Source organism: Rathayibacter sp. VKM Ac-2929 (assembly GCF_022815495.1).
Classification (GTDB): domain Bacteria; phylum Actinomycetota; class Actinomycetes; order Actinomycetales; family Microbacteriaceae; genus Rathayibacter; species Rathayibacter festucae.
Window position 1 is genome coordinate 54333 of sequence record NZ_JALGRV010000002.1, and the last position, 19208, is coordinate 73540.

Genomic DNA, 19208 nt, shown 5'->3' on the forward strand with positions numbered 1-19208 from the left:
GGCGCCGACCTCGCGCACCACGCGCGCGGACGCCGGTGGATCAGCGGCGGTTGCGACTGTAGAACAGGCCGATCGTGCCGAGGACGACGCCGATCACGACGGTCGACAGGACGAGCGGCGGTACGGACGCGCCGGCCGCCACGGCGATCAGCACGCCGACGAGGGCGAGCACCCAGACGATGCAGCCTGCGAGGAGCGCCGTCGCGTCGTCGGAGGCGTAGGGCGGGGGAGCGGGGCGGCGCTCGTCCGGACGGAGCCAGAGCCTCATCCCGCGCCTCCCCGTTCCCCGGTCGCTCAGTCGGCCAGGCGCTCGATGACGTGGTCGATGGAGCCGAGCAGCGAGCGGACGTCGTCCGGCTCGATGGCGACGAAGGTCGCCACGCGCAGCTGGTTGCGGCCGAGCTTGCGGTACGGCTCCGTGTCGACGATGCCGTTCGCGCGCAGGATCTTCGCGATCAGCGCGGCGTCGACGGAGGCGTCGAAGTCGACGGTGGCGACGACCTGCGAGCGGTGCTCGGGCACCTCGACGAACGGGGTCGCGACCGGCGAGGCCTCGGCCCAGTCGTAGATCGCCGACGAGGACTCGAGGGTGCGCGCCGACGCCCAGGCCAGTCCGCCGCTCTCGTTCATCCACTGGAGCTGCGACTCCATCAGCAGCAGAGTGGAAAGGGCCGGGGTGTTCAGCGTCTGGTTCAGGCGCGAATTGTCGACGGCGTTCTGCAGGCTCAGGAACTCGGGGATGTAGCGGCCGCTCGCCGCGATCCGCTCGATCCGCTCGATCGCGGCCGGCGAGAAGAGGCCGAACCACAGGCCGCCGTCCGAGGCGAAGTTCTTCTGCGGAGCGAAGTAGTAGACGTCGGCCTCGGCCGCGTCGAAGTCGATGCCGCCGGCGGCGCTGGTCGCGTCGATCACCGTGAGCGCGCCCTCGTCGCCGTGCACGCGGCGGACCGGCGCCATGACGCCGGTGGAGGTCTCGTTGTGCGGCCAGGCGTAGACGTCGACGCCCTCGAGGACCTCGACCTCGCTGCGCGATCCGGCCGGGGCCGAGACGACGTGCGCGGGCTCGAGGAACGGCGCGGACGCCGCCTTCGCGAACTTCTGGCCGAACTCGCCGAAGGTGAGGTTCTCGGCGCGGCGGTCGATCAGCGAGAAGGCGGCCGCGTCCCAGAAGGCGGTGGAGCCACCGTTGCCGAGCAGGACCTCGTAGCCCTCGGGGATGCGGAAGAGCGTCGCGAGGTGCTCGCGCACGGACCCGACCAGGTTCTTCACCGGGGCCTGCCGGTGCGAGGTGCCGAGGAGGTGCGCGCCCTGCGTCGCGAGGTGCGCGAGCTGGTCGTGCCGCACCTTGGACGGGCCGCAGCCGAACCGCCCGTCGTGGGGGAGGAGCTCGCGAGGAATGGTGACGTCCGGCATGCGTTAATACTAGGGTTCCCGGCCCGCCCCGCCTTCGACCATCGGAGGCCCTGCGCCCTGCCCCGTCGACGGAGACGGGACACGGTGCCCAGTAAGGTTGTGCGCGCTGAGACCGGAAGGCTGAGATGACGGATCTGATCGACACGACCGAGATGTACCTGCGCACCATCCTGGAGCTGGAGGAGGAGAACATCATTCCCCTGCGGGCCCGCATCTCCGAGCGGCTCAGCCACTCGGGCCCCACCGTCTCGCAGACCGTCGGCCGGATGGAGCGCGACGGCCTCGTCGTCGTCTCCGGCGATCGCCACCTCGAGCTGACCGGCGACGGACGCCGCAAGGCGATCCACGTCATGCGCAAGCACCGCCTCGCCGAGCGCCTCCTCCACGACGTCATCAAGCTCGACTGGGAGTTCGTGCACGAGGAGGCGTGCCGCTGGGAGCACGTGATGAGCGAGCAGGTGGAGCGCCGCCTCCTCGAGATGCTCGACCACCCCACCGAGTCGCCCTACGGCAACCCGATCCCGGGGCTCGACGAGCTGGGCGACACCCCGGCGTCGCGCTTTGCGGACGGCGTCATCAGCATCCCCCGCTTCGTCGCCGGCTCGGCCGAGCCGCAGCGCGGCACCGTGCGCCGGCTCGGCGAGCCCGCGCAGGTCGACCCGGAGCTGCTGCTGCAGCTCAAGCAGGCCGGCGTCGTCCCCGGGGCCGAGGGCGAGTTCTCGGCGCTCAACGGCTACGTGCTCGTGCGCATCGACGGCGCGGAGGCGGGCATCGAGCTGCCGAACGAGGTCGCTGCGCACATCTTCCTCGTCAGCTGAACGTCCGCTCCACGCGCACTACAGCATCGGAGGGTCGGAGCGGGACACGATCTCGTCTCCGGTTGGTGACAAATCGGTAACGGTCGCTTACGCTCTGTGGAGCCCTGCGCCCGAACCCCGGTCGTGAGGCGCGGGGTCCGACGTCCCTTCCCGTCTCGGACTCCGTGAACGCCGATGCTTCGCGCACTCGAGACGGGACAGCTGCCTGGGCTGGCGGGACGTCGGAGGTCCTCCCCCTTGCCCCAGAACCCCACCACCCCCGCCGGTTCCCCCGACCGGTTCCGCTCCACCCACCCGGACAGCCCCCGCAACGCGTCCTCCTTCGAGAACCGTCCGCCGGTGATCCGCGCCCGCTACACCGACGAGGCGCCCGTCGCCCGCCGGGCCGTGCCCACGGCGCCGTCCCGCCGGGCCGACGTCACCGACTTCGTCCCGACGCCTGCCGGCTCGCCGCGCAAGCGCAGCCGCGGCCGCACGATCGGCAAGGTCGCCATCGTCGGATTCGCCGGAGCGCTCGTCGCGACGATGGCGCTGCCGGCCTACGCCTTCTCGCCCGGCACCGAGAGCGACGGGCTGTTCGCCGCCTCGCAGGCCGACCTTCTGCGACAGGGCGACGCGCAGACCGTCGCCGTCGCCGGGGGAGTGGTCCAGGCCGCGATCGCCCGCGACGGCTTCACCGCCGAGGCCGCGCCGCCGCCGCCCGAGCCGGAGCCGGTCGTCGAGCCCGTCGTCGACACCAGCGACGTCGCCGAGGCCCGCGCCGAGACCGCAGAGAGCTTCAACTCCTACGAGGGCGCCTCGGCCAGCGAGCTCGCGGCGAGCGCGCCGAGCACGAGCTACAGCCTCTCCGCCGTGTTCGACACGGCGCTGCAGTACCAGGGCGTGCCCTACGTCTTCGGCGGTGCGGACCCGAGCGGCTTCGACTGCTCCGGCCTCGTCATGTACGTCTTCGCGCAGTACGGCATCTCGATGCCGCACTCGGCGGCCGGCCAGGCGGCCATGGGCACGCAGATCCCGGTGTCCGAGGCGCAGCCCGGCGACCTGGTGATCATGCCCGGCCACGACGGCTTCTACGCGGGCAACGGCAACATCCTGCACGCGCCGTACGAGGGCGCGAGCGTCCGCGTGCAGCCGATCTGGACGACCGACTACACGATCGTCCGCATCTCCGGCTGACGACGACCGCGAGCATCGGCCGAGAGCCCGTCCCCTCACCGGGGCGGGCTCTTCCGCGTGCCCGGCAGTGCCGGCCCACCGCGCGCCGTGTGAACTGCGGATGACGAAAACCCCGGTTCCTCTGGTGTTCCGGGCGCGAAGGGTTAATCTGAATCTCAGTCCGCTCGCGTGGCGAGCGGAGCGATTCGTCGAGGGACGGAGTGCCGGGATGGCCGAGCGGAACGGGCACCACTGCGTGGGGCTGCGTTCGCGCGTGCGGCGCACCGACGCGATCCGGGCGGGGATCCTCCTCGCCGCACTCCACTCCGCCGACACTCGGATACGGCACCACGTCACCGTGCGGCTCTGCGCCGCGGCCTCGAAGGGCGCCGTCATCACGACGGCGCCCTTTCGCGTGGTCGCGGCGTCTCCGTGCGGCGGCGTGCGACAGCACGGAGGTCACTGATGCGCACACTCGTCCTCAACGCCGGCTACGAGCCGCTCGCGGTGGTGTCGTTCAAGCGGGCGCTGGTGCTGCTGATGACCGAGAAGGCGATGATCATCGTCGCCGACCAGGAGCACCCGGTGCACGGAGCGACCGGCGACTACATCCGGCCCTCGGTGATCGTGCTGACGCGCTACGTCCGCATCCCGAGCTCGCGCAGCGTGCCGGTCTCGCGCCGCGGGGTGCTGCGGCGCGACAACCACCGCTGCGGCTACTGCGGCCAGCACGCCAACACGATCGACCACATCCAGCCGAAGTCGCGCGGCGGGCGGGACACCTGGGAGAACCTCGTCGCCTGCTGCCACCGCTGCAACAACGTCAAGAGCGACCGCACGCCGCTCGAGATGGGCTGGCAGCTGCGCTCCGTGCCGCGGATGCCGCGCGCCGGCTCCTGGCTCGTGCGCGGTGCCGAGCGCACCCAGCCCGAGTGGGACGACTACCTCACGGCGGCGGCCGCCTGACCCCCGCCGCGAGATGCCACTTGTGCACGCCCGACACGGCGTGTCGCGTGCACAAGTGGCATCTCGCGGGGTGCGGGGCGGAGGTGGGGGCGGGGCTACTCGTTGTCGCCGCCGGTGGCCTCGGAGGCGTTGCCGGAGCGGGAGCCGGACCAGGTCCAGTTCGCGACCTCGGGGATGTCCTCGCCGTGCTCGCGGGTGTACGCGCGGGCGCGGATCCGGGCGTCCTGCATCTCCTGGCGGAGGCCCGCCGCCTTCGCGCCGAGGCCGGGTGTGCGGTCGATGACGTCCATCACCAGCGAGTAGCGGTCGAGGTCGTTGAGCATCACCATGTCGAACGGCGTGGTCGTCGTGCCGTTCTCCTTGTAGCCGCGGACGTGCAGGTTGCCGTGGCCGGTGCGCTTGTAGGTCAGCCGGTGGATCAGCCACGGGTAGCCGTGGTACGCGAAGATCACCGGTCGGTCGGGCGTGAAGACCGCGTCGAACTCGCGATCGGAGAGTCCGTGCGGGTGCTCGGACTCGGACATCAGCCGCATCAGGTCGACGACGTTGACGGTGCGGATCGCGAGGTCGGGCAGCGCCTCGCGGAGGATGCTGACGGCCGCGAGGGTCTCGAGGGTCGGCACGTCGCCGGCGCAGGCCATCACCACGTCCGGTGACGCGCCGCGGCGCTCGTTGCTCGCCCACTCCAGGATGCCGAGGCCGCGGGTGCAGTGCGCCACCGCCTCCGCCATGGTGAGCCAGGCGGGAGCGGGCTGCTTGCCGGCGACGACGACGTTGACGTAATCGACGCTGCGGAGGCAGTGGTCGTAGACGGAGAGCAGCGTGTTGGCGTCGAACGGCAGGTAGACGCGCACCACCTCCGGCTTCTTGTTGACGACGTGGTCGATGAAGCCCGGGTCCTGGTGGCTGAAGCCGTTGTGGTCCTGGCGCCAGACGTGGCTGGAGAGCAGGTAGTTGAGGCTCGCGATCGGGCGGCGCCACTCGATGTCGCGGGTGCCGTCCAGCCACTTCGCGTGCTGGTTGAACATCGAGTCGATGATGTGGATGAAGGCCTCGTAGCAGGTGAAGAGCCCGTGCCGGCCGGTGAGCAGGTAGCCCTCGAGCCAGCCCTGGCACTGGTGCTCGGAGAGCACCTCCATCACGCGGCCGGCGCGGGCGAGGTGGTCGTCGAGCGGGCTGAGCTCGGCGTTCCACTGCTTGTCGGTCGCGGCGTAGACGCTCTGCAGCCGGTTGCTGGCGACCTCGTCGGGGCCGAAGATCCGGAAGTTCGCCGGGTTCTCGCGGATGACGTCGGCGAGCCACTCGCCGAGCACCTTCGTCGCCTCCGCGACGGTGCCGCCCGGCTCGTGCACGACGACCTCGTAGCGCCGGAAGTCTGGCAGCCGGAGGGTCTGGCGGAGCAGGCCGCCGTTGGCGTGCGGCGTCGCGCTCATCCGCAGCTCGCCCTCGGGGGCGAGTGAGCGGACACGGTCGGCGATCCCGCCCTCCTCGGTGAAGAGCTCCTCCGGACGGTAGGAGCGCATCCAGGTCTCGAGCAGGCGGGTGTGCGCCTCGGTGTCGCGGGCGTTCGCGAGCGGGACCTGGTGCGCGCGATAGGTGCCCTCGACCTGCACGCCGTCGATCTCCGCGGGGCAGGTCCAGCCCTTCGGGGTCTTCAGGATGATCATCGGCCAGGCCGGGCGGGTGAGGTCGCCCTCGGCGGCGCGCGCCTTGATCGCGGCGATGCGGTCGAGCACGGTGTCGAGGACCGCGGCGAAGCGCTCGTGCACGCGCATCGGGTCCTCGCCGTCGAAGCCGCCCTCGACGGTGAACGGCTCGTGGCCGTAGCCGCGCATGAGACTCTCGAGCTCCTCGTGCGGGATGCGGGCGAGGACCGTCGGGTTGGCGATCTTGAAGCCGTTGAGGTGCAGGATCGGCAGCACGACGCCGTCGGTCGCGGGGTTCACGAACTTGTTCGAGTGCCAGCTGGTGGCGAGCGGGCCGGTCTCGGCCTCGCCGTCGCCGACCACGGCGGCGACCAGCAGGTCCGGATTGTCGAAGGCGGCGCCGTAGGCGTGGCTGAGCGAGTAGCCGAGCTCGCCGCCCTCGTGGATGCTGCCGGGGGTCTCGGGGGCGGCGTGGCTCGGGATGCCGCCGGGGAAGCTGAACTGGCGGAAGAGGCGGCGCAGGCCGTCCTCGGTCTCGTCGATGTGCGAGTAGATCTCGCTGTAGGTGCCGTCGAGGTAGGCGTTGGCGACCATGCCCGGTCCGCCGTGGCCGGGGCCGGTGATGTAGAGGGTCGGCTGCGCGCGCTCGGCGATGGCGCGGTTGAGGTGCGCGTAGATCAGGTTGAGGCCGGGAGTCGTGCCCCAGTGCCCGAGCAGGCGCGGCTTGATGTGCTCCCTCGCGAGGGGCTCGCGCAGCAGCGGATTGGCGAGGAGGTAGATCTGGCCGACCGCGAGGTAGTTCGCGGCGCGCCACCACGCGTCGATCGTGTCGAGGGTGGCGGGGTCGAGCGGACTGTCGTCGCGGGCGGCCCAGACGTGCTGAGCAGCGGCGGTGGTGAGGGATGCGGCCATGCTGCAACGCTCCCAGGCGAGCGGGCGGGGCGGAAGGGCCTTGCGGGCGGCGGGGCCTTGCGGGTGGCGGGGCGCCGTCCGGACGGGGCTGCTCGCCGCAGAACATCAGCTGAGACGGGAGGGCATCGCTCCTCAGCGGACGCCCCCCTCGCTCAGCTGATGTTGTGCGGCCGGATCAGCCGCGCGGGGTGGCTCGGCCCAGGATCAGGGCGCCGAGGACCGCGGACAGGACCGTCGGGACGAGCAGCAGGGCGAAGGCGCCCGTGAAGCCGATGGCCTGGAAGGCGAGCCAGACGGAGTCCCAGCTCTCGGTGAGGGTGAGCAGGGCGATCAGGCCGACGATCAGCGCGGCGAGGGCGAGGAAGAAGACGGTCATCCCCGTGGCCCGCCAGCGGACGAAGACCGCGGCGACGGCCGAGCCGGCGAAGAAGAAGAACAGGAAGAGGCTGAAGACCGCGAAGGTCTGGGCGAGCCAGGAGACGTCGCTGTAGGGGGCGGCGCGGAACATGTAGCCGCCGAGCCCCCAGCCGTTCGTCGCCTGCTCGAGCGCGGACATCGTGGAGTAGAGGACGGTCCAGGCGGCGGACATGCCGAAGAAGGTTAGTGCTGTGCCGAGGGAGTAGTCGCGGCGGGTCGAGCCGTAGCCCAGCGCGAGGGCGAAGGTGACGTTGGTGGCCTGGACGGCGACGACCAGCATGTAGATGAAGATGAAGGTCGTGCCGCCGGTGATCTGCACGCCGGAGTCGCCGCCGGCGGCCGGGACGCCGACCATCCGCAGCACGAGCAGCCAGATGATCAGGCTGCCGACGAAGATCGCGCCGAGGATCGCGAGCGGAGTGACGAGCAGCGTCGCCGGGTTCGCGAGGTGCAGGCGGACGATGCTGAGCAGGCGGTGGCGCGCGACGGAGCGCTGCGGGGCGAGGGCGGTCATGAGGCGGCCTTTCCGGTGGTCAGCTGGACGACGAGCTGCTGGAGCGAGACGGGCTCGAGCTCGAGGCCGCGGTGGCGGGCCTCGTCGCGGTCGGCGGTGCCGAGGTGGGGGAGCGTCGCGGTGGCGAGGCCGCCGACTCCGCTCCGGGAGAGGACCTCCCGGCCCTCGGTGAAGGAGTCGACCGCCGCACGGCTGCCGGTGACGGTCGCGGCGGCACCGCGCAGCTCCTCCGTGTCGCTGTCGACGAGCAGGCGGCCGTCGTCGATGACGAGGACGTGCTCGAGGAGGCTGCTGACCTCGTCGATCAGGTGGGTGGAGAGGACGACGGTGCGCGGGTGCTCGCCGAAGTCGGCGAGCAGGCGGTCGTAGAAGAGCTGCCGGGCGACGGCGTCGAGGCCGAGGTACGGCTCGTCGAAGAAGGTCAGCGGGGCGCGGGAGGCGAGGCCGACGATGACGCCGATCGCGGAGAGCTGGCCGCGGCTGAGCTTCTTGACGCGGCGGTCGAGCGGGAGGCGGAAGTCGACGATGAGCTCTTGGGCGAACTCCTCGTCCCAGCCCTCGAAGAACCAGCGGGCGCTGCGGAGGACGTGCGTGACCTTGAAGTCCTCCGGGTACTTCTGGCTCTCCTTGATGAAGCAGGTGCGGGAGAGGACGGCGGCGTTCTCGACGGGTGTCTCGCCGAAGACGCGGATGCTGCCGGTGCTCGCGAACTCCTGGCCGGTGAGCAGCGACATCAGGGTGGTCTTGCCGGCGCCGTTGCGGCCGAGGAGGCCGTGGATCCGGTTCTCCTCGAGGGTGAAGCTGACGTCGGCGACGGCGTGCGTGCTGCCGTAGCGCTTGCTGAGGCCGGCGACCTCGATGACCGCGCTCATCGCGATCCTCCTTCGATGTCGGTGATCATGGCGGTGAGCTGCTCGCGGGTGAGGCCGAGCTTGGCGGCCTCCGCGAGGAGCGGTGCGACGAACTGGTCGCGGAACTGCGTGCGGCGCTTCTCGACCAGGCGGTCGCGCGCTCCCTCGGCGACGAACATGCCGATCCCCCTCTTCTTGTACAGGACGCCCTCGTCGACGAGCAGGTTCACGCCCTTGCCGGCCGTGGCCGGGTTGATGCGGTGGAACGCGGCGAACTCGTTCGTGGACGGGACCTGGTCCTCCTCGGGCAGCGCGCCCGCGATGATGTCGTTCTCGATCTGCTCGGCGATCTGCAGGAAGATCGGGCGGGAGTCGTCCATGGGGCTCCTTCCCTCGGTGTCGGTGGTTCGTGGTGTGTTGGTTCGTTGGTGCAGTAACTAACCAATCATGCAGCTCGTGCCGTGTCAAGAGCGACGGCTCCGGGCGATCGGTACACTGGACGGCACCGGCCTCTGTAGCTCAATGGAAGAGCGACTCCGTCCTAAGGAGCAGGTTGGGGGTTCGAGTCCCTCCAGGGGCACCACTGCTCTTCTCTCCGCGAATCGCGTCCGGTCGTTCGCCGGATCCCGTTCGGCGGCACGGCAGCTGCGTCCGCGGCGCTCCGGTGGCCACGCTCGATCGAGCACTGTGAGGCGGCGTCAGGCGCCAGTCCGGCGATGCTGAGGGAAGCTCGCCTATCGTTGTCCGCAGAGACCTCGGGTTCCTCGGTCAGTGGTGCGCCGTCCGCCGTCAGCGGAGGTGCGGATGCGCTGGACGGGGCGCGGCGGGAGCCGGCCGGTGTGCGGTGGGCGTCTCGCGTTGCTGCGCTCGCCGATCGTCCCGCTCGCGCTCCTCGCGTTCGCGGTCTACTCGGTCTACTCGATCTCCCGGGCCGACCAGCTGCTCACGGCGGGGTACGACCTCGGCATCTTCGACCAGGCGGTGCGGGCGTACTCGCAGTTCCGTCCGCCGCTCTCGCCGCTGAAAGGCGACGACTTCACCCTGCTCGGCGACCATTTCCATCCGATCCTCGTCGTCCTCGCTCCGCTGTACTGGATCTGGGACGACGCGCGGGTGCTGCTCGTGGCGCAGGCCGCGCTGGTGGCCGGCTCCTCCGTCTTCGTCTGGCGCGTCGCGCGCCGGCGCGTGGGAGTGGGGGCGAGCTGCCTGCTGGCCGTGGGCTATCTCCTCGGCCGGCCTTTGCAGTCGCTGGCCGACTTCGACTTCCACGAGGTCGCGTTCGCGGTGCCGGTCCTCGCCTGGGCGGTCGACGCCTTCGACAGGAGGAGTGATCGCCAGCTCGTCGCCGCGTCGGCGGTCCTCCTCCTGATCCGGGAGGACATGGGGGCGGTGGTGCTGATCCTCGGACTGCTGCGAGCGGCGAGGAGACCGAGGATCGTCGGGGTGCTGCTGGCGTGTTCGGGGGCCGCGGCGTTCGCGGTCGTCGTCGGGGTGGTGATCCCTTCGATCGGCGGACGCGGGTACGCCTACTGGGACTACGGAGCGCTCGGAGCAAGCGGGGGCGAGGTCGTCCGGACGATGCTCGAGCGGCCGTGGATGGTGGTCGGGCTCTTCTTCACGCCGATCGTGAAGACGATGACGCTTCTGGGGCTGCTCTCACCCCTCCTCCTGTTTCCGCTGCTCTCGCCGGTGTCGCTGCTCGCGCTGCCGCTCCTGGCCGAGAGGTTCCTCTCCGACCGGCCCGCGCTCTGGACGAGCGGGTTCCACTACGACGCGCCCGTCTGGGTCGTGCTGGTCCTGGGCGCGATCGACGGGGGAGGACGGCTCCTGCGGCGGCTTCCGTCCTCCGAGTGGAGAGCTCGGTCGGCGCTGGTCGTCGGCGCGGTCGTCTTCGCCGTGCCGGTGATCGGGACGATCGTGTGCCTCGACGACGAGGCCTTCCCGCTGGCGCGGATGGTCACCGGCGATACGTGGTCACGGACGGCGCATCGAAGGGATCAGGTCGCCGCGATCGAGAGGGTGCCGGCGAGCACGTGCATCGCGGCCGACGACCGGCTCGTACCCCTGCTGACGTGGAGCAACCGGGTATCGCTGCCCGGCGTACTCAGTCGGCCGCCCGACTTCCTCCTCCTGGACCTGAGCCAGGAGGAAGCGGGGTCGGTGCGCGGGCTGGAGCTGCGGACGACCACGATCCGCGACGACGCGCTGGCGGACGGGTATCGCGTCGTCGCGAGGTTCGGCGAGGTGGAAGTCCTCGAATCGCCTCAGTACCGAGGACCGTCAGCTGAGTGCGCCCGCTGACGCGTGGGTGCAGCTGGGGCTGCCCGCGTCGGGTGAGGCCGATTCGTCGGCAGTCCGGTCACTCGTCGACCTCGTAGTCGGCGATCTGGTCGATCGTCACCCGGTGGTAGGTGTCGAGCTGCTCCTCGACGCCGTCGGGGCAGAATCCGTCGACGACCTCCACCTTCTTCGATCCCAGCTCCCCGAGGTAGCGGACGCAGAGGAGGACACTGGCGGGTCTCGTTGAGAACGGTCCGCTCGACAGCTGGCCGCGGATGGTGATCAGCGCATCTGCGGTGATATCGGCGCTGGCTCCAAAATAATCGAGGCCGGTGATCCAGTTGCCGCCGGATGAGATGGTCGACTCACCCTTCACCCACAGATCCGCTCCACCGTATGCGGATCGAGCTTCGTTCTCCACTTGCTTCTCGACGCCCGACGGCGTGCGCTGTTCGGCGAAGACCTTGCCCATGTACTCGCCCAGCCAGTGCACACGATAGGCGGCGTCGCGATAAACGAAGTCTGCAACCTTCGACGATGTGCAGGCCGACAGGGCCAGAAGAGTGGCGACGCCAATAGCGACGGAGGTGAAGACCCGTCGACCTGATCCCTCAGTTCCGGCCGGGCGCGAAATATAGCTCGTCATTGGTCAACACCTCTGAGCGCTGCGTGCATGACCTGTGCGTAGAGTGCCGCAACCATGCTGTTCCGGTGGAACGACTGCTCTGAGACGCATACGGGAACGTGGGTGTGTCTGGTTCGATCCGAGGACCTGGAGTCGTCCGCTACTAGCTGAGAGCGCACCGGGCCACTGGTCGCATTCGGGTCCCCGCTCACTCGTCGACCTCGTAATCGGCCAGTTGGTCGACGGTCACCCGCTGGAAGGAGGGAAGCTTCGTCTCGACTCCGTCAGGACAACGTCCCTCAACGGCACTCACTCTCTTCGAGTTGAATTCGCCGAGGTAATGAACGCAGAGGAAGACGCTGGCGGATTCGGATCCGAAGAACTCATCTGACGACGAAGCCGCGATGGTGATCAGGGCGTCAGCGACGATGTGGGTCTCCGATGAGCCCTGGTCGATGCCTGTGATCCAGTTCCCGCCCCACGCGGCGTGCTGTTCGGTGTCGTCCCAGAGTCGGGCACGGGGGACCTCTGCTTCTGATTCGCGCCTGAGTTGCAGTTCGACGCCAGCGAAGTCGCTCTGTTCGGCGTAGACGTCGCCGAGGTACTCAGCGACGGTATGGACTCGGCGCGCTGCTCTGCCGAAGACGAAGACGTCGATCTCGGTCGGTGCGCAGCCGGCGATGAGGAGCAACACACTCCCGACGGCGGTCGCGCTTGCGATCCTGCGTCGAAGCGGTGCTCTTCGATCCATCGGCCGTGGTACTTCTCGCGTCATCGCCTCCGCGGCGATGTCGTCGACGCCGTCGCCGTCGTGGGTCACGTTCGAGAGCGAGACCTTCGGAGTACCGGCGAAGTCCCAGCCGATGGAGGTCGATCCTGCCGAGGTACTGGCCCAGGGTGGACCGGACGCCCGGCGCGAGGGATGCGAGAGGACGCGCATCGAGATCTCCTGATCGATCGGCCGGCCGAGATGCGGCGATTCGGCAAGGGTCCGGCGCGCGACCAGGGGTACGGAAGGGAACGGGAGAGCGCCTGAGGGGAACTGCAAGAAGCACGGTGCCACGCGGTGGTGTCGCGGGGATCATTCGAGGCGGAAATGCATCACTGTGGCAGTTCGCCGCAGTATTGGCGGATTTCGTCGAATCTGTCGTCCGTCGACGAGATTCAGGGTCTCCCTGCGCGGGCGCTCCTTGCTTCCGGGTCGCGGAGGAGGTGGCGTTGATCGTCGATCGAAATGCACATCGGCTGCCAGAACATTGATCGGCGCCGCTTCTGCGATGATCGGGCACCATCGGATGTACGGTGTCCGCACCACGCAGAGTCCGCTCACAATGCCGTTCGCGCTCGACGCGACGTCGAGCTCCTGGCGGCGTGCGGGCACGATCAAAGTGGCCGAATAGTCACTGGCAGACTTCCGGGAGCTTCGATGTCAATCGCGAAACGAATCATTGCTGTCTTCGGCATAGCAGGCGTTCTCGTGGCGTGTGCCGTTGCCGGTGTTCAGGTCGCCTTTGCCGGCCAGCAGGCGACTGGCGCGCGGTCCAGCGAGACCGTGAATCGCGTACCAAGGGCTGTTGCTGAGGACGAATCGGCTCCTGCTCCGAACGTCGCGCATCCTCCGGCAGCAGCGAGCAGCGCAAGCGCGGAGGACGGCGTGCCCCACTACGACGCCTCCAGTGACATCTCGCTGATCGCCTACCCCACGTCGTTCGACTCCGTCGAACTGGCGGCTGCGCGGGAGTGGGTCGAAGTTCAGTCCGAGACGGCGGGGTGCATGCGCGACAAGGGGTTCGATTACGACTTCGTGCTCTGGTGGGATCGACCGCTCTCTCAGAACGGAGAGGGTCTGCCCTCGTCCGACGAGAAGTACGGCTCGCCGGAATTCGAGGCGCTCTACGGCGATCCGTACGCCTCCGACGACGACGTGAGCAGCGGCGCGGGTTGTCGCGGACAAGTCCTCGCGAGGAGAGACGGGTAGGAAGAGAACATCCGCGACCGGTTTGTGCGATGTCCCTGCAGCCGCGAGCGAAGTGGCGAGGGAGGGGGCTTTCAGCGCAGCGCCTCGCCGTGGAACTCGGCGCGGTACTCCGAGGGGCTCGTGCCGTTGATGGCGCGGAACTGGCGGGAGAAGTAGAAGGCGTCGGAGTAGCCGACGGCGCGGGCGATGTCGGCGATCGAGGCGTCGGTGGTGATCAGGAGCTCGCGGGCGCGGGCGCTGCGAAGACGCTTGACGTACTCGACGGCGCTCATGCCGGCGGCCTTCTTGAAGAGGGCGGAGAAGTGCGACGTGCTCATGCCGGCGAGGGTGGCGAGCTCGGTGATACTGGTGGGGGAGTCGAGGTGCTCGCGGAGGTGGTCCTGGGCCATGCGGATCCGGTCGCCCGACTCGAGGGTGCCGCGGGTGCGGTCGGAGGCGAGCTGGGCCAGGAGGTTCCAGGCGGCGCCGCTCGCGGCGTAGAGGCTCGAGTCGGTCTCGTCGCGCTCGAGGGCGGCGACGGCGTGCTCGATCAGGGTCCTCGCGGAGAAGGCGTCGCGCGCGGTGACGACGGGGGACGTCCGCCCGTGGACGACGGCCGAGATCAGGGCGGCGGCATCGGCGCCGGCGACGTGCAGCCACCAGATCGTCCACGGGTCGTCGAAGTCGGCCCAGTACCGGTGCGGGGTGCCCGCGGCGATGACGGCGACCTCGCCGGGATCGACGCGAACGGTCGAGTCCGCGATCGAGACCCAGCCCCGGCCGGCGGTGCAGAGGATCACCACGGCCTCCCGCGTGCCCTCGGGGCGGCTGCGGCCGTGAGCGGCGGCGTGCGGGAAGTGTCCAGCATCCGTCACCAGCAGACGCTCGGTGATCGGGGCCGCGAGCGCCTCGGCCACCCGCGGTTTCGGGAGGACATGCAGGCGCTGGCCGAGGAAGCCGTCGGGGATCAGCATGTCGACGAGTGTAGGTCAGGCTAGAGAATCGTCCAGCTAATGGCGTCCAACGCTTCATTGGTCGGCGCTGGGCGCGTGCCTAGGCTGGCGCCATGCTCACTGCGGAGTACCCCTCGTCCCCCTACCAGCCGGTGCCGCTCGCGGACCACCTCCCCGAGCGCCTCACCATCACCCTCTGGGACTTCTCCTGGTACGTCCGCACCGGACCGGGCGAGCCCTTCGAGGATCTCGACGCGGCCTTCGCCGGCGCCGTCGAACGGGGGTACAACACCATTCGGATCTGCGCGATGCCGTTCCTGCTGTTCGAGTCCGGTCTCGATACCCGGGAGCTCCGGCTCGGACCGCTCGGCGGCTCCTACGCGCAGCGGGTGCGCTGGTACGACGTGGCCGAGCCGACCGTCATCGACGGTCGCGCCCACCTGCTCGCGCTGTTCGCGGCGGCGAAGCGGCACGGGGTGTTCGTCATCGTCTCGTCCTGGGAGTACCAGCAGTCCTCCTCGTTCGCGCTCGAACGGGACTGGTTCGACGCGCTGATGGCGGTGCCGCCGGAGGACCGCGCCGAGCGGCTCGCCGAGGCGCAGGCCGCGCTCGTCGTCTTCCTCGCCGAGCACGACCTCGACGACCGGATCGCCTTCGTCGAGCTGCACAACGAGGTGCAGGCGGGGCACCTCACCGAGGGGCTCGACTACGACCGCGCCGACCTCGACGCGGCGACGCTCGCTCTCACGCCGCGGCTCACCCGCGGCATCGACCGGTTCCACGAGCTGACCGACGGCGTCCCGTGCTCCGTCAACTACGCGCACGTGCCCGTCGGCGGGATGCGCGGGATTCCGTGGAACTCGGACGTGCTCATCCTGCACCCCTACATCTACGGGGTGCTCAACGAGTTCATCGCCGAGTTCGCGCTCCGCAGCCCGGTCGAGGAGTTCGAGCAGGACCTCGCCGCCGAGGCCTTTCTGCTCGAGGGCGCGCCGCCCATCGCGGAGTGGACGCTCCCGGCGGAGGACCAGTGGAAGCTGACCGCGACGATCGTCGGCAAGGGCGAGATCTACGCGCACGACTGGGGCGACGCCGAGCAGATCGACCGCTGGCTGTACGAGCGCTACGGCGCTCACCACCTCGAGATGCGCTCGACGCTGAGGATCTGGATCGCCGTCGCCGCCGACCACGCCGCCCTGCGCGGGGTGCCGCTCGTCTTCGGCGAGGGCTGGGTCGGCTACACGCCGCTCGAGGGCCGCTTCGAGGAGGGGCCGATCGGCGCCGAGTACTGCCGGCTCGCGATGCGCGAGTCGCGGCGGGTCGGCGCCAGGGGATCGATCGTCTGCTCGAACGGCGCACCCCAGCACCCGATGTGGGACGACGTCGCCCTGCAGCGCGAGTGCAACGCGATCTTCGCCGCGCCCGCCTAGGCGGATCCGGCGACGGCACGACCAGCACGACCAGCACGACAGAAGGACCGGCACCACAGCACAGCACGGCCCCCCGGCATCACGGAGTCAAGGAGGACACCATGACCAACGAACAGCGATTCCCGAACCTCACCCGACGAGGCTTCCTGTACGGCGCGACCGCGCTCGGCAGCACCGCGCTCCTCACCGGCTGCATGGGCGGCGGCGGGGGTGGCGGCGGCGCGGGCGGCGGTGGGATCGTCCTGCAGTCCTCCCTCTCCGACCCGGCCCCGAAGGCGGCACTCGAGGCGCTCGTGAAGAGCTACTCGAGCGGCTCCGTCACCCTCAACACGGTGGCGATCGAGCAGTTCCGCGCCCAGCTCTCCACCTATCTCACCTCGGGCAACCCGCCGGACGTGCTCACCTGGTACGCCGGCTCCGTCGCCCGCGACTACGCCGCGCAGGACCTGCTGCTCGACCTCTCCGACCTCTGGACCGGCGACGGCGCCGCGGCCGGCTACTCCGCCGCGCTGAAGGACCTCTCGACCGACGCGAGCGGCAAGCAGATCTTCCTGCCGACGAACTACTACTGGTGGGGCGTCTTCTACCGCAAGTCGGCCTTCGAGGAGTGGGGCGTGGAGGTTCCTACCACCTGGGACGAGTTCATGGCCCTCTGCGAGACGCTGCAGGGCCAGGGGATCGTGCCGCTCTCCAACGGCATCGGCTCCACGCCGTGGATGGCGTCCGGCTGGTTCGACATCCTCAACCTCCGCGTGAACGGCGCGGATTACCACAAGGAGCTCCTGGCCGGGAAGTCGTCGTTCGACTCGACTGAGGTGAAGAACGTCATGAAGTACTACGCCGACATCGTGCCGTTCATGGACCCGAACGCCCCCTCCTACGCCTGGCAGGACGCGGTCACGCCGCTGGTGCAGAAGAAGAACGCGATGTACCTCGTCGGCGCGTTCATCAGCCAGAACATGCCGGAGGGCGAGGGCGACGACCTCGACTTCTTCTCCGTCCCGGTGATCGACGCGAGCATCCCGAGCGCGGAGGAGGCGCCGACCGACGGCTACTTCGCCAGCGCGAAGACGAAGGACGCGGACGCCACCAAGGCCTTCCTCTCCTATCTCGCGGGGGCCGAGAGCCAGTCCGCCTACATCGCGGCCTCGCAGTCGTCGAACCTGCCGACCTCGCCCGACGTCGACACCTCGGTGTTCTCGCCGCTGGTGCAGAAGGGCGTCGCGCTGCTGGCCGGCACCGAGCAGATCACCCAGTTCTTCAACCGCGACTCCTCCGACGACCTGCAGACCACGGCCGACGCGGCGCTCACCAAGTTCATCGCCCAGCCCGGCGAGGTCGACAGCATTCTGAAGGAGTGGCAGACGGCGGCCGACAAGGTCTTCAACCCGTGACCGGGACGACCAGGGCGGCCGCCGTGGAGCGGCCGCCCGCCCCTTCGCCGGGGACGCCGCCGGAGCCGACGGCCCGCCCGCTGGTCCGCTCGGGGAAGGGGCGCCGGATCACCCGGGTGCCCGCGGTGGTCTGGCTCTTCCTGCTCATCCCGCTCGCGGTCGAGCTGGCCTGGGTCTTCTGGCCGGCGATCAACTCCTTCTACCTCTCGCTCACCCGGTGGAACGGGATCGGCGAGCCGGAGTTCATCGGCCTCGAGAACTTCACCGACCTCGGCTCCGACCCGATCTTCGCGACCGCGCTGGTCAACAACGTCATCTGGGTGGTCGGCTTCGGCGGGCTCTCCGTGGCGATCGGGCTGGCGCTCGCCGTCGCTCTGAACAAGCCGCGGCGCGGCGTCGGGATCTACCGCAGCGCGATCTACCTGCCGATGGTCTTCTCGCTCGCGGTGACCGGCCTCTTCTGGCGGGTGATCTACCAGCCGGACGGCGTCGTCAACAGCTTCCTCGGCGGGATCGGCCTGGGCGACCTCGAGCGGCAGTGGCTCGCGGACCCGACGCTCGCGCTCTACGCGGTGCTGGTCGCCGCGGTCTGGCGGCAGTGCGGCTACATCATGGTGCTCTACCTGGCCGGGCTGAAGGGTGTGGACCCGAGCCTCGAGGAGGCCGCGCAGGTCGACGGCGCCTCGCGGACGCAGCGCTTCTGGCGGATCGTGATGCCGCAGCTGAAGGGCGTGAACGGCGTCGTCTTCGCGGTCACCGTGATCGACTCGCTGCGCACCTTCGACATCGTCTGGGCGATGACCCGCGGCGGTCCGTACAACTCGACGCAGCTGCTCTCGACCTACATGTTCCAGGAGAGCTTCACCGTGCTGAACCTCGGCTACGGCTCCGCGATCGCGGTCGTCATCTTCCTGCTCGCGATCGTCTTCATCATCAGCTATCTCGTGCGCGCCACGAAGGAGGAGGACTGAGATGGCCGTCATCGCTCCGGTCGCGCCTGGTCTCGCCGCGCCGACGCTCCCTCGCCGCCGGGTGAAGGGCTCGTGGATCTTCCACGCGATCATGGCGCCGGTCGCGCTGCTCTGGGTGCTGCCGATGCTGTTCGTGCTCTTCGTGGCCGTCCGCAGCTTCGACGACATCACCGGCAACGGGCTCGGCGCCCTGCCGGCGAGCTTCAGCTTCGACGGCTTCGTCACGGTGTTCACGGCCGGGCTGGTCGGCGAGGCGCTGGTGAACAGCCTGATCGTCACGGTCTTCACCGTTTTCCTGTCGCTGCTGCTCGCCTCCTGGGCGGCGTTCGCGCTCAGCCGGTTCCACATCCCGTTCCGCCGGGGGATCCTGCTGCTCATGCTGGCGGGCAACCTGCTGCCCCCGCAGATCCTGCTGATCCCGGTCTCGCGGATCACCGAGAGCCTCGGCATCTACGACACGCTCTTCGCGCTGATCGTGGTGCAGGTCGGCTTCGGGCTCGGCTTCTACACCTTCGTGCTGCACGGCTTCATGCGGTCGATCCCGGCCGAGATCTTCGAGGCGGCGCAGGTCGACGGCGCGGGGGTGCTGCGCACCTACTGGCGGATCCTACTGCCGCTGTGCCGGCCGTCGCTCGCGGCGCTCGGCGCTCTCGCGACGACCTGGATCTGGAACGACCTGATCTGGGCGGTGACCGTGCTGCGGACCGAGACGAACTTCCCGATCACGGCGGCGCTGCTGAACATCCAGGGCGGTTACGTGAGTCAGTGGAACGTGGTCGCCTCGGGGGCGGTGGTCGCGGCGATCCCGACCGCGATCGTGTTCTTCGCGTTCCAGAAGCAGTTCGTCTCGGGGCTGATGGTGGGCTCGAGCAAGTAGACGCAAGTCACGAGGAGAGGGCCGGCTGT

General features: G+C 69.6%; 18 protein-coding genes and 1 tRNA gene. 10 read left to right on the plus strand and 9 right to left on the minus strand.

What is annotated here, in order from left to right:
* Positions 1-40: 40 nt before the first annotated feature.
* Both MT355_RS04890 and serC read right to left on the minus strand, forming a co-directional pair.
* Positions 41-268: a DUF2530 domain-containing protein gene (locus tag MT355_RS04890; protein ID WP_243598744.1), complete on the minus strand. Its 228-nt coding sequence runs from the start codon at positions 266-268 to the stop codon at positions 41-43.
* A gap of 26 nt (positions 269-294) precedes the next feature.
* Positions 295-1413, minus strand: coding sequence for a phosphoserine transaminase (serC, locus tag MT355_RS04895; protein ID WP_243598745.1), 1119 nt, complete (start codon positions 1411-1413; stop codon positions 295-297).
* A 125-nt stretch (positions 1414-1538) separates the two neighbouring features.
* Here serC and MT355_RS04900 point away from each other — a divergent pair, with 125 nt between their 5' ends.
* The 3 genes from MT355_RS04900 (at position 1539) to MT355_RS04915 (ending at position 4352) form a co-directional block, all read left to right on the plus strand.
* The gene (locus MT355_RS04900) at positions 1539-2231 is read left to right on the plus strand and encodes a metal-dependent transcriptional regulator (protein WP_123445176.1); all 693 of its coding nucleotides are present in this window, start codon (positions 1539-1541) and stop codon (positions 2229-2231) included.
* A 237-nt stretch (positions 2232-2468) separates the two neighbouring features.
* Complete coding sequence (locus MT355_RS04910) at positions 2469-3407, plus strand: C40 family peptidase (protein WP_279392132.1); 939 nt, start codon at positions 2469-2471, stop codon at positions 3405-3407.
* A 444-nt stretch (positions 3408-3851) separates the two neighbouring features.
* Positions 3852-4352 (plus strand): HNH endonuclease, encoded by a 501-nt coding sequence (locus MT355_RS04915; protein ID WP_243598746.1) that lies wholly within the window; start codon positions 3852-3854, stop codon positions 4350-4352.
* A gap of 95 nt (positions 4353-4447) precedes the next feature.
* Here the strand turns inward: MT355_RS04915 and MT355_RS04920 are convergent, their stop codons facing one another.
* The 4 genes from MT355_RS04920 to MT355_RS04935 all read right to left on the minus strand — a co-directional run bounded on the left by MT355_RS04920 (position 4448) and on the right by MT355_RS04935 (position 9072).
* Complete coding sequence (locus MT355_RS04920; RefSeq protein ID WP_243598747.1) at positions 4448-6910, minus strand: phosphoketolase; 2463 nt, start codon at positions 6908-6910, stop codon at positions 4448-4450.
* Between the two features lie 175 nt (positions 6911-7085).
* Positions 7086-7841: an ABC transporter permease gene (locus MT355_RS04925; RefSeq protein ID WP_243598748.1), complete on the minus strand. Its 756-nt coding sequence runs from the start codon at positions 7839-7841 to the stop codon at positions 7086-7088.
* Entirely contained in the window at positions 7838-8713 is an 876-nt protein-coding gene (locus MT355_RS04930) for an ABC transporter ATP-binding protein (RefSeq protein WP_243598749.1), read from the minus strand. The genes MT355_RS04925 and MT355_RS04930 overlap by 4 nt, the downstream gene beginning before the upstream one ends.
* On the minus strand, positions 8710-9072 hold the full coding sequence (locus MT355_RS04935; RefSeq protein ID WP_123445182.1) for a GntR family transcriptional regulator: 363 nt from the start codon (positions 9070-9072) through the stop codon (positions 8710-8712). Before MT355_RS04935 ends, MT355_RS04930 begins: the two co-directional genes overlap by 4 nt.
* A gap of 128 nt (positions 9073-9200) precedes the next feature.
* Here MT355_RS04935 and MT355_RS04940 point away from each other — a divergent pair.
* A tRNA-Arg gene (locus MT355_RS04940) sits at positions 9201-9275 on the plus strand.
* A 221-nt stretch (positions 9276-9496) separates the two neighbouring features.
* Positions 9497-10993, plus strand: coding sequence for a DUF2079 domain-containing protein (locus tag MT355_RS04945; RefSeq protein ID WP_243598750.1), 1497 nt, complete (start codon positions 9497-9499; stop codon positions 10991-10993).
* 58 nt (positions 10994-11051) lie between these two features.
* Here the strand turns inward: MT355_RS04945 and MT355_RS04950 are convergent, their stop codons facing one another.
* Together MT355_RS04950 and MT355_RS04955 are read right to left on the minus strand one after the other, a co-directional pair.
* A complete protein-coding gene (locus MT355_RS04950; RefSeq protein WP_243598751.1) occupies positions 11052-11618 on the minus strand; it encodes a hypothetical protein in 567 nt (188 codons plus the stop codon).
* A 187-nt stretch (positions 11619-11805) separates the two neighbouring features.
* Positions 11806-12537 (minus strand): hypothetical protein, encoded by a 732-nt coding sequence (locus MT355_RS04955; protein WP_243598752.1) that lies wholly within the window; start codon positions 12535-12537, stop codon positions 11806-11808.
* Positions 12538-13023: 486 nt separating this feature from the next.
* On the opposite strand from MT355_RS04955, the gene MT355_RS04960 reads away from it, so the two are divergent.
* Complete coding sequence (locus tag MT355_RS04960; RefSeq protein ID WP_243598753.1) at positions 13024-13575, plus strand: hypothetical protein; 552 nt, start codon at positions 13024-13026, stop codon at positions 13573-13575.
* A 71-nt stretch (positions 13576-13646) separates the two neighbouring features.
* Here MT355_RS04960 and MT355_RS04965 read toward each other — a convergent pair whose 3' ends face one another.
* A complete protein-coding gene (locus MT355_RS04965) occupies positions 13647-14528 on the minus strand; it encodes an AraC family transcriptional regulator (RefSeq protein ID WP_243598754.1) in 882 nt (293 codons plus the stop codon).
* Between the two features lie 92 nt (positions 14529-14620).
* On the opposite strand from MT355_RS04965, the gene MT355_RS04970 reads away from it, so the two are divergent.
* The 4 genes from MT355_RS04970 to MT355_RS04985 all read left to right on the plus strand — a co-directional run bounded on the left by MT355_RS04970 (position 14621) and on the right by MT355_RS04985 (position 19179).
* Positions 14621-15937, plus strand: a complete 1317-nt coding sequence (locus MT355_RS04970) for a cellulase-like family protein (RefSeq protein ID WP_243598755.1) — start codon at positions 14621-14623, stop codon at positions 15935-15937.
* Between the two features lie 101 nt (positions 15938-16038).
* Positions 16039-17331 (plus strand): ABC transporter substrate-binding protein, encoded by a 1293-nt coding sequence (locus tag MT355_RS04975; protein WP_243598756.1) that lies wholly within the window; start codon positions 16039-16041, stop codon positions 17329-17331.
* Positions 17328-18302, plus strand: coding sequence for a carbohydrate ABC transporter permease (locus MT355_RS04980; protein WP_243598757.1), 975 nt, complete (start codon positions 17328-17330; stop codon positions 18300-18302). The genes MT355_RS04975 and MT355_RS04980 overlap by 4 nt, the downstream gene beginning before the upstream one ends.
* 1 nt (position 18303) lies before the next feature.
* Positions 18304-19179, plus strand: a complete 876-nt coding sequence (locus MT355_RS04985; RefSeq protein ID WP_185019943.1) for a carbohydrate ABC transporter permease — start codon at positions 18304-18306, stop codon at positions 19177-19179.
* Positions 19180-19208 lie beyond the last annotated feature (29 nt).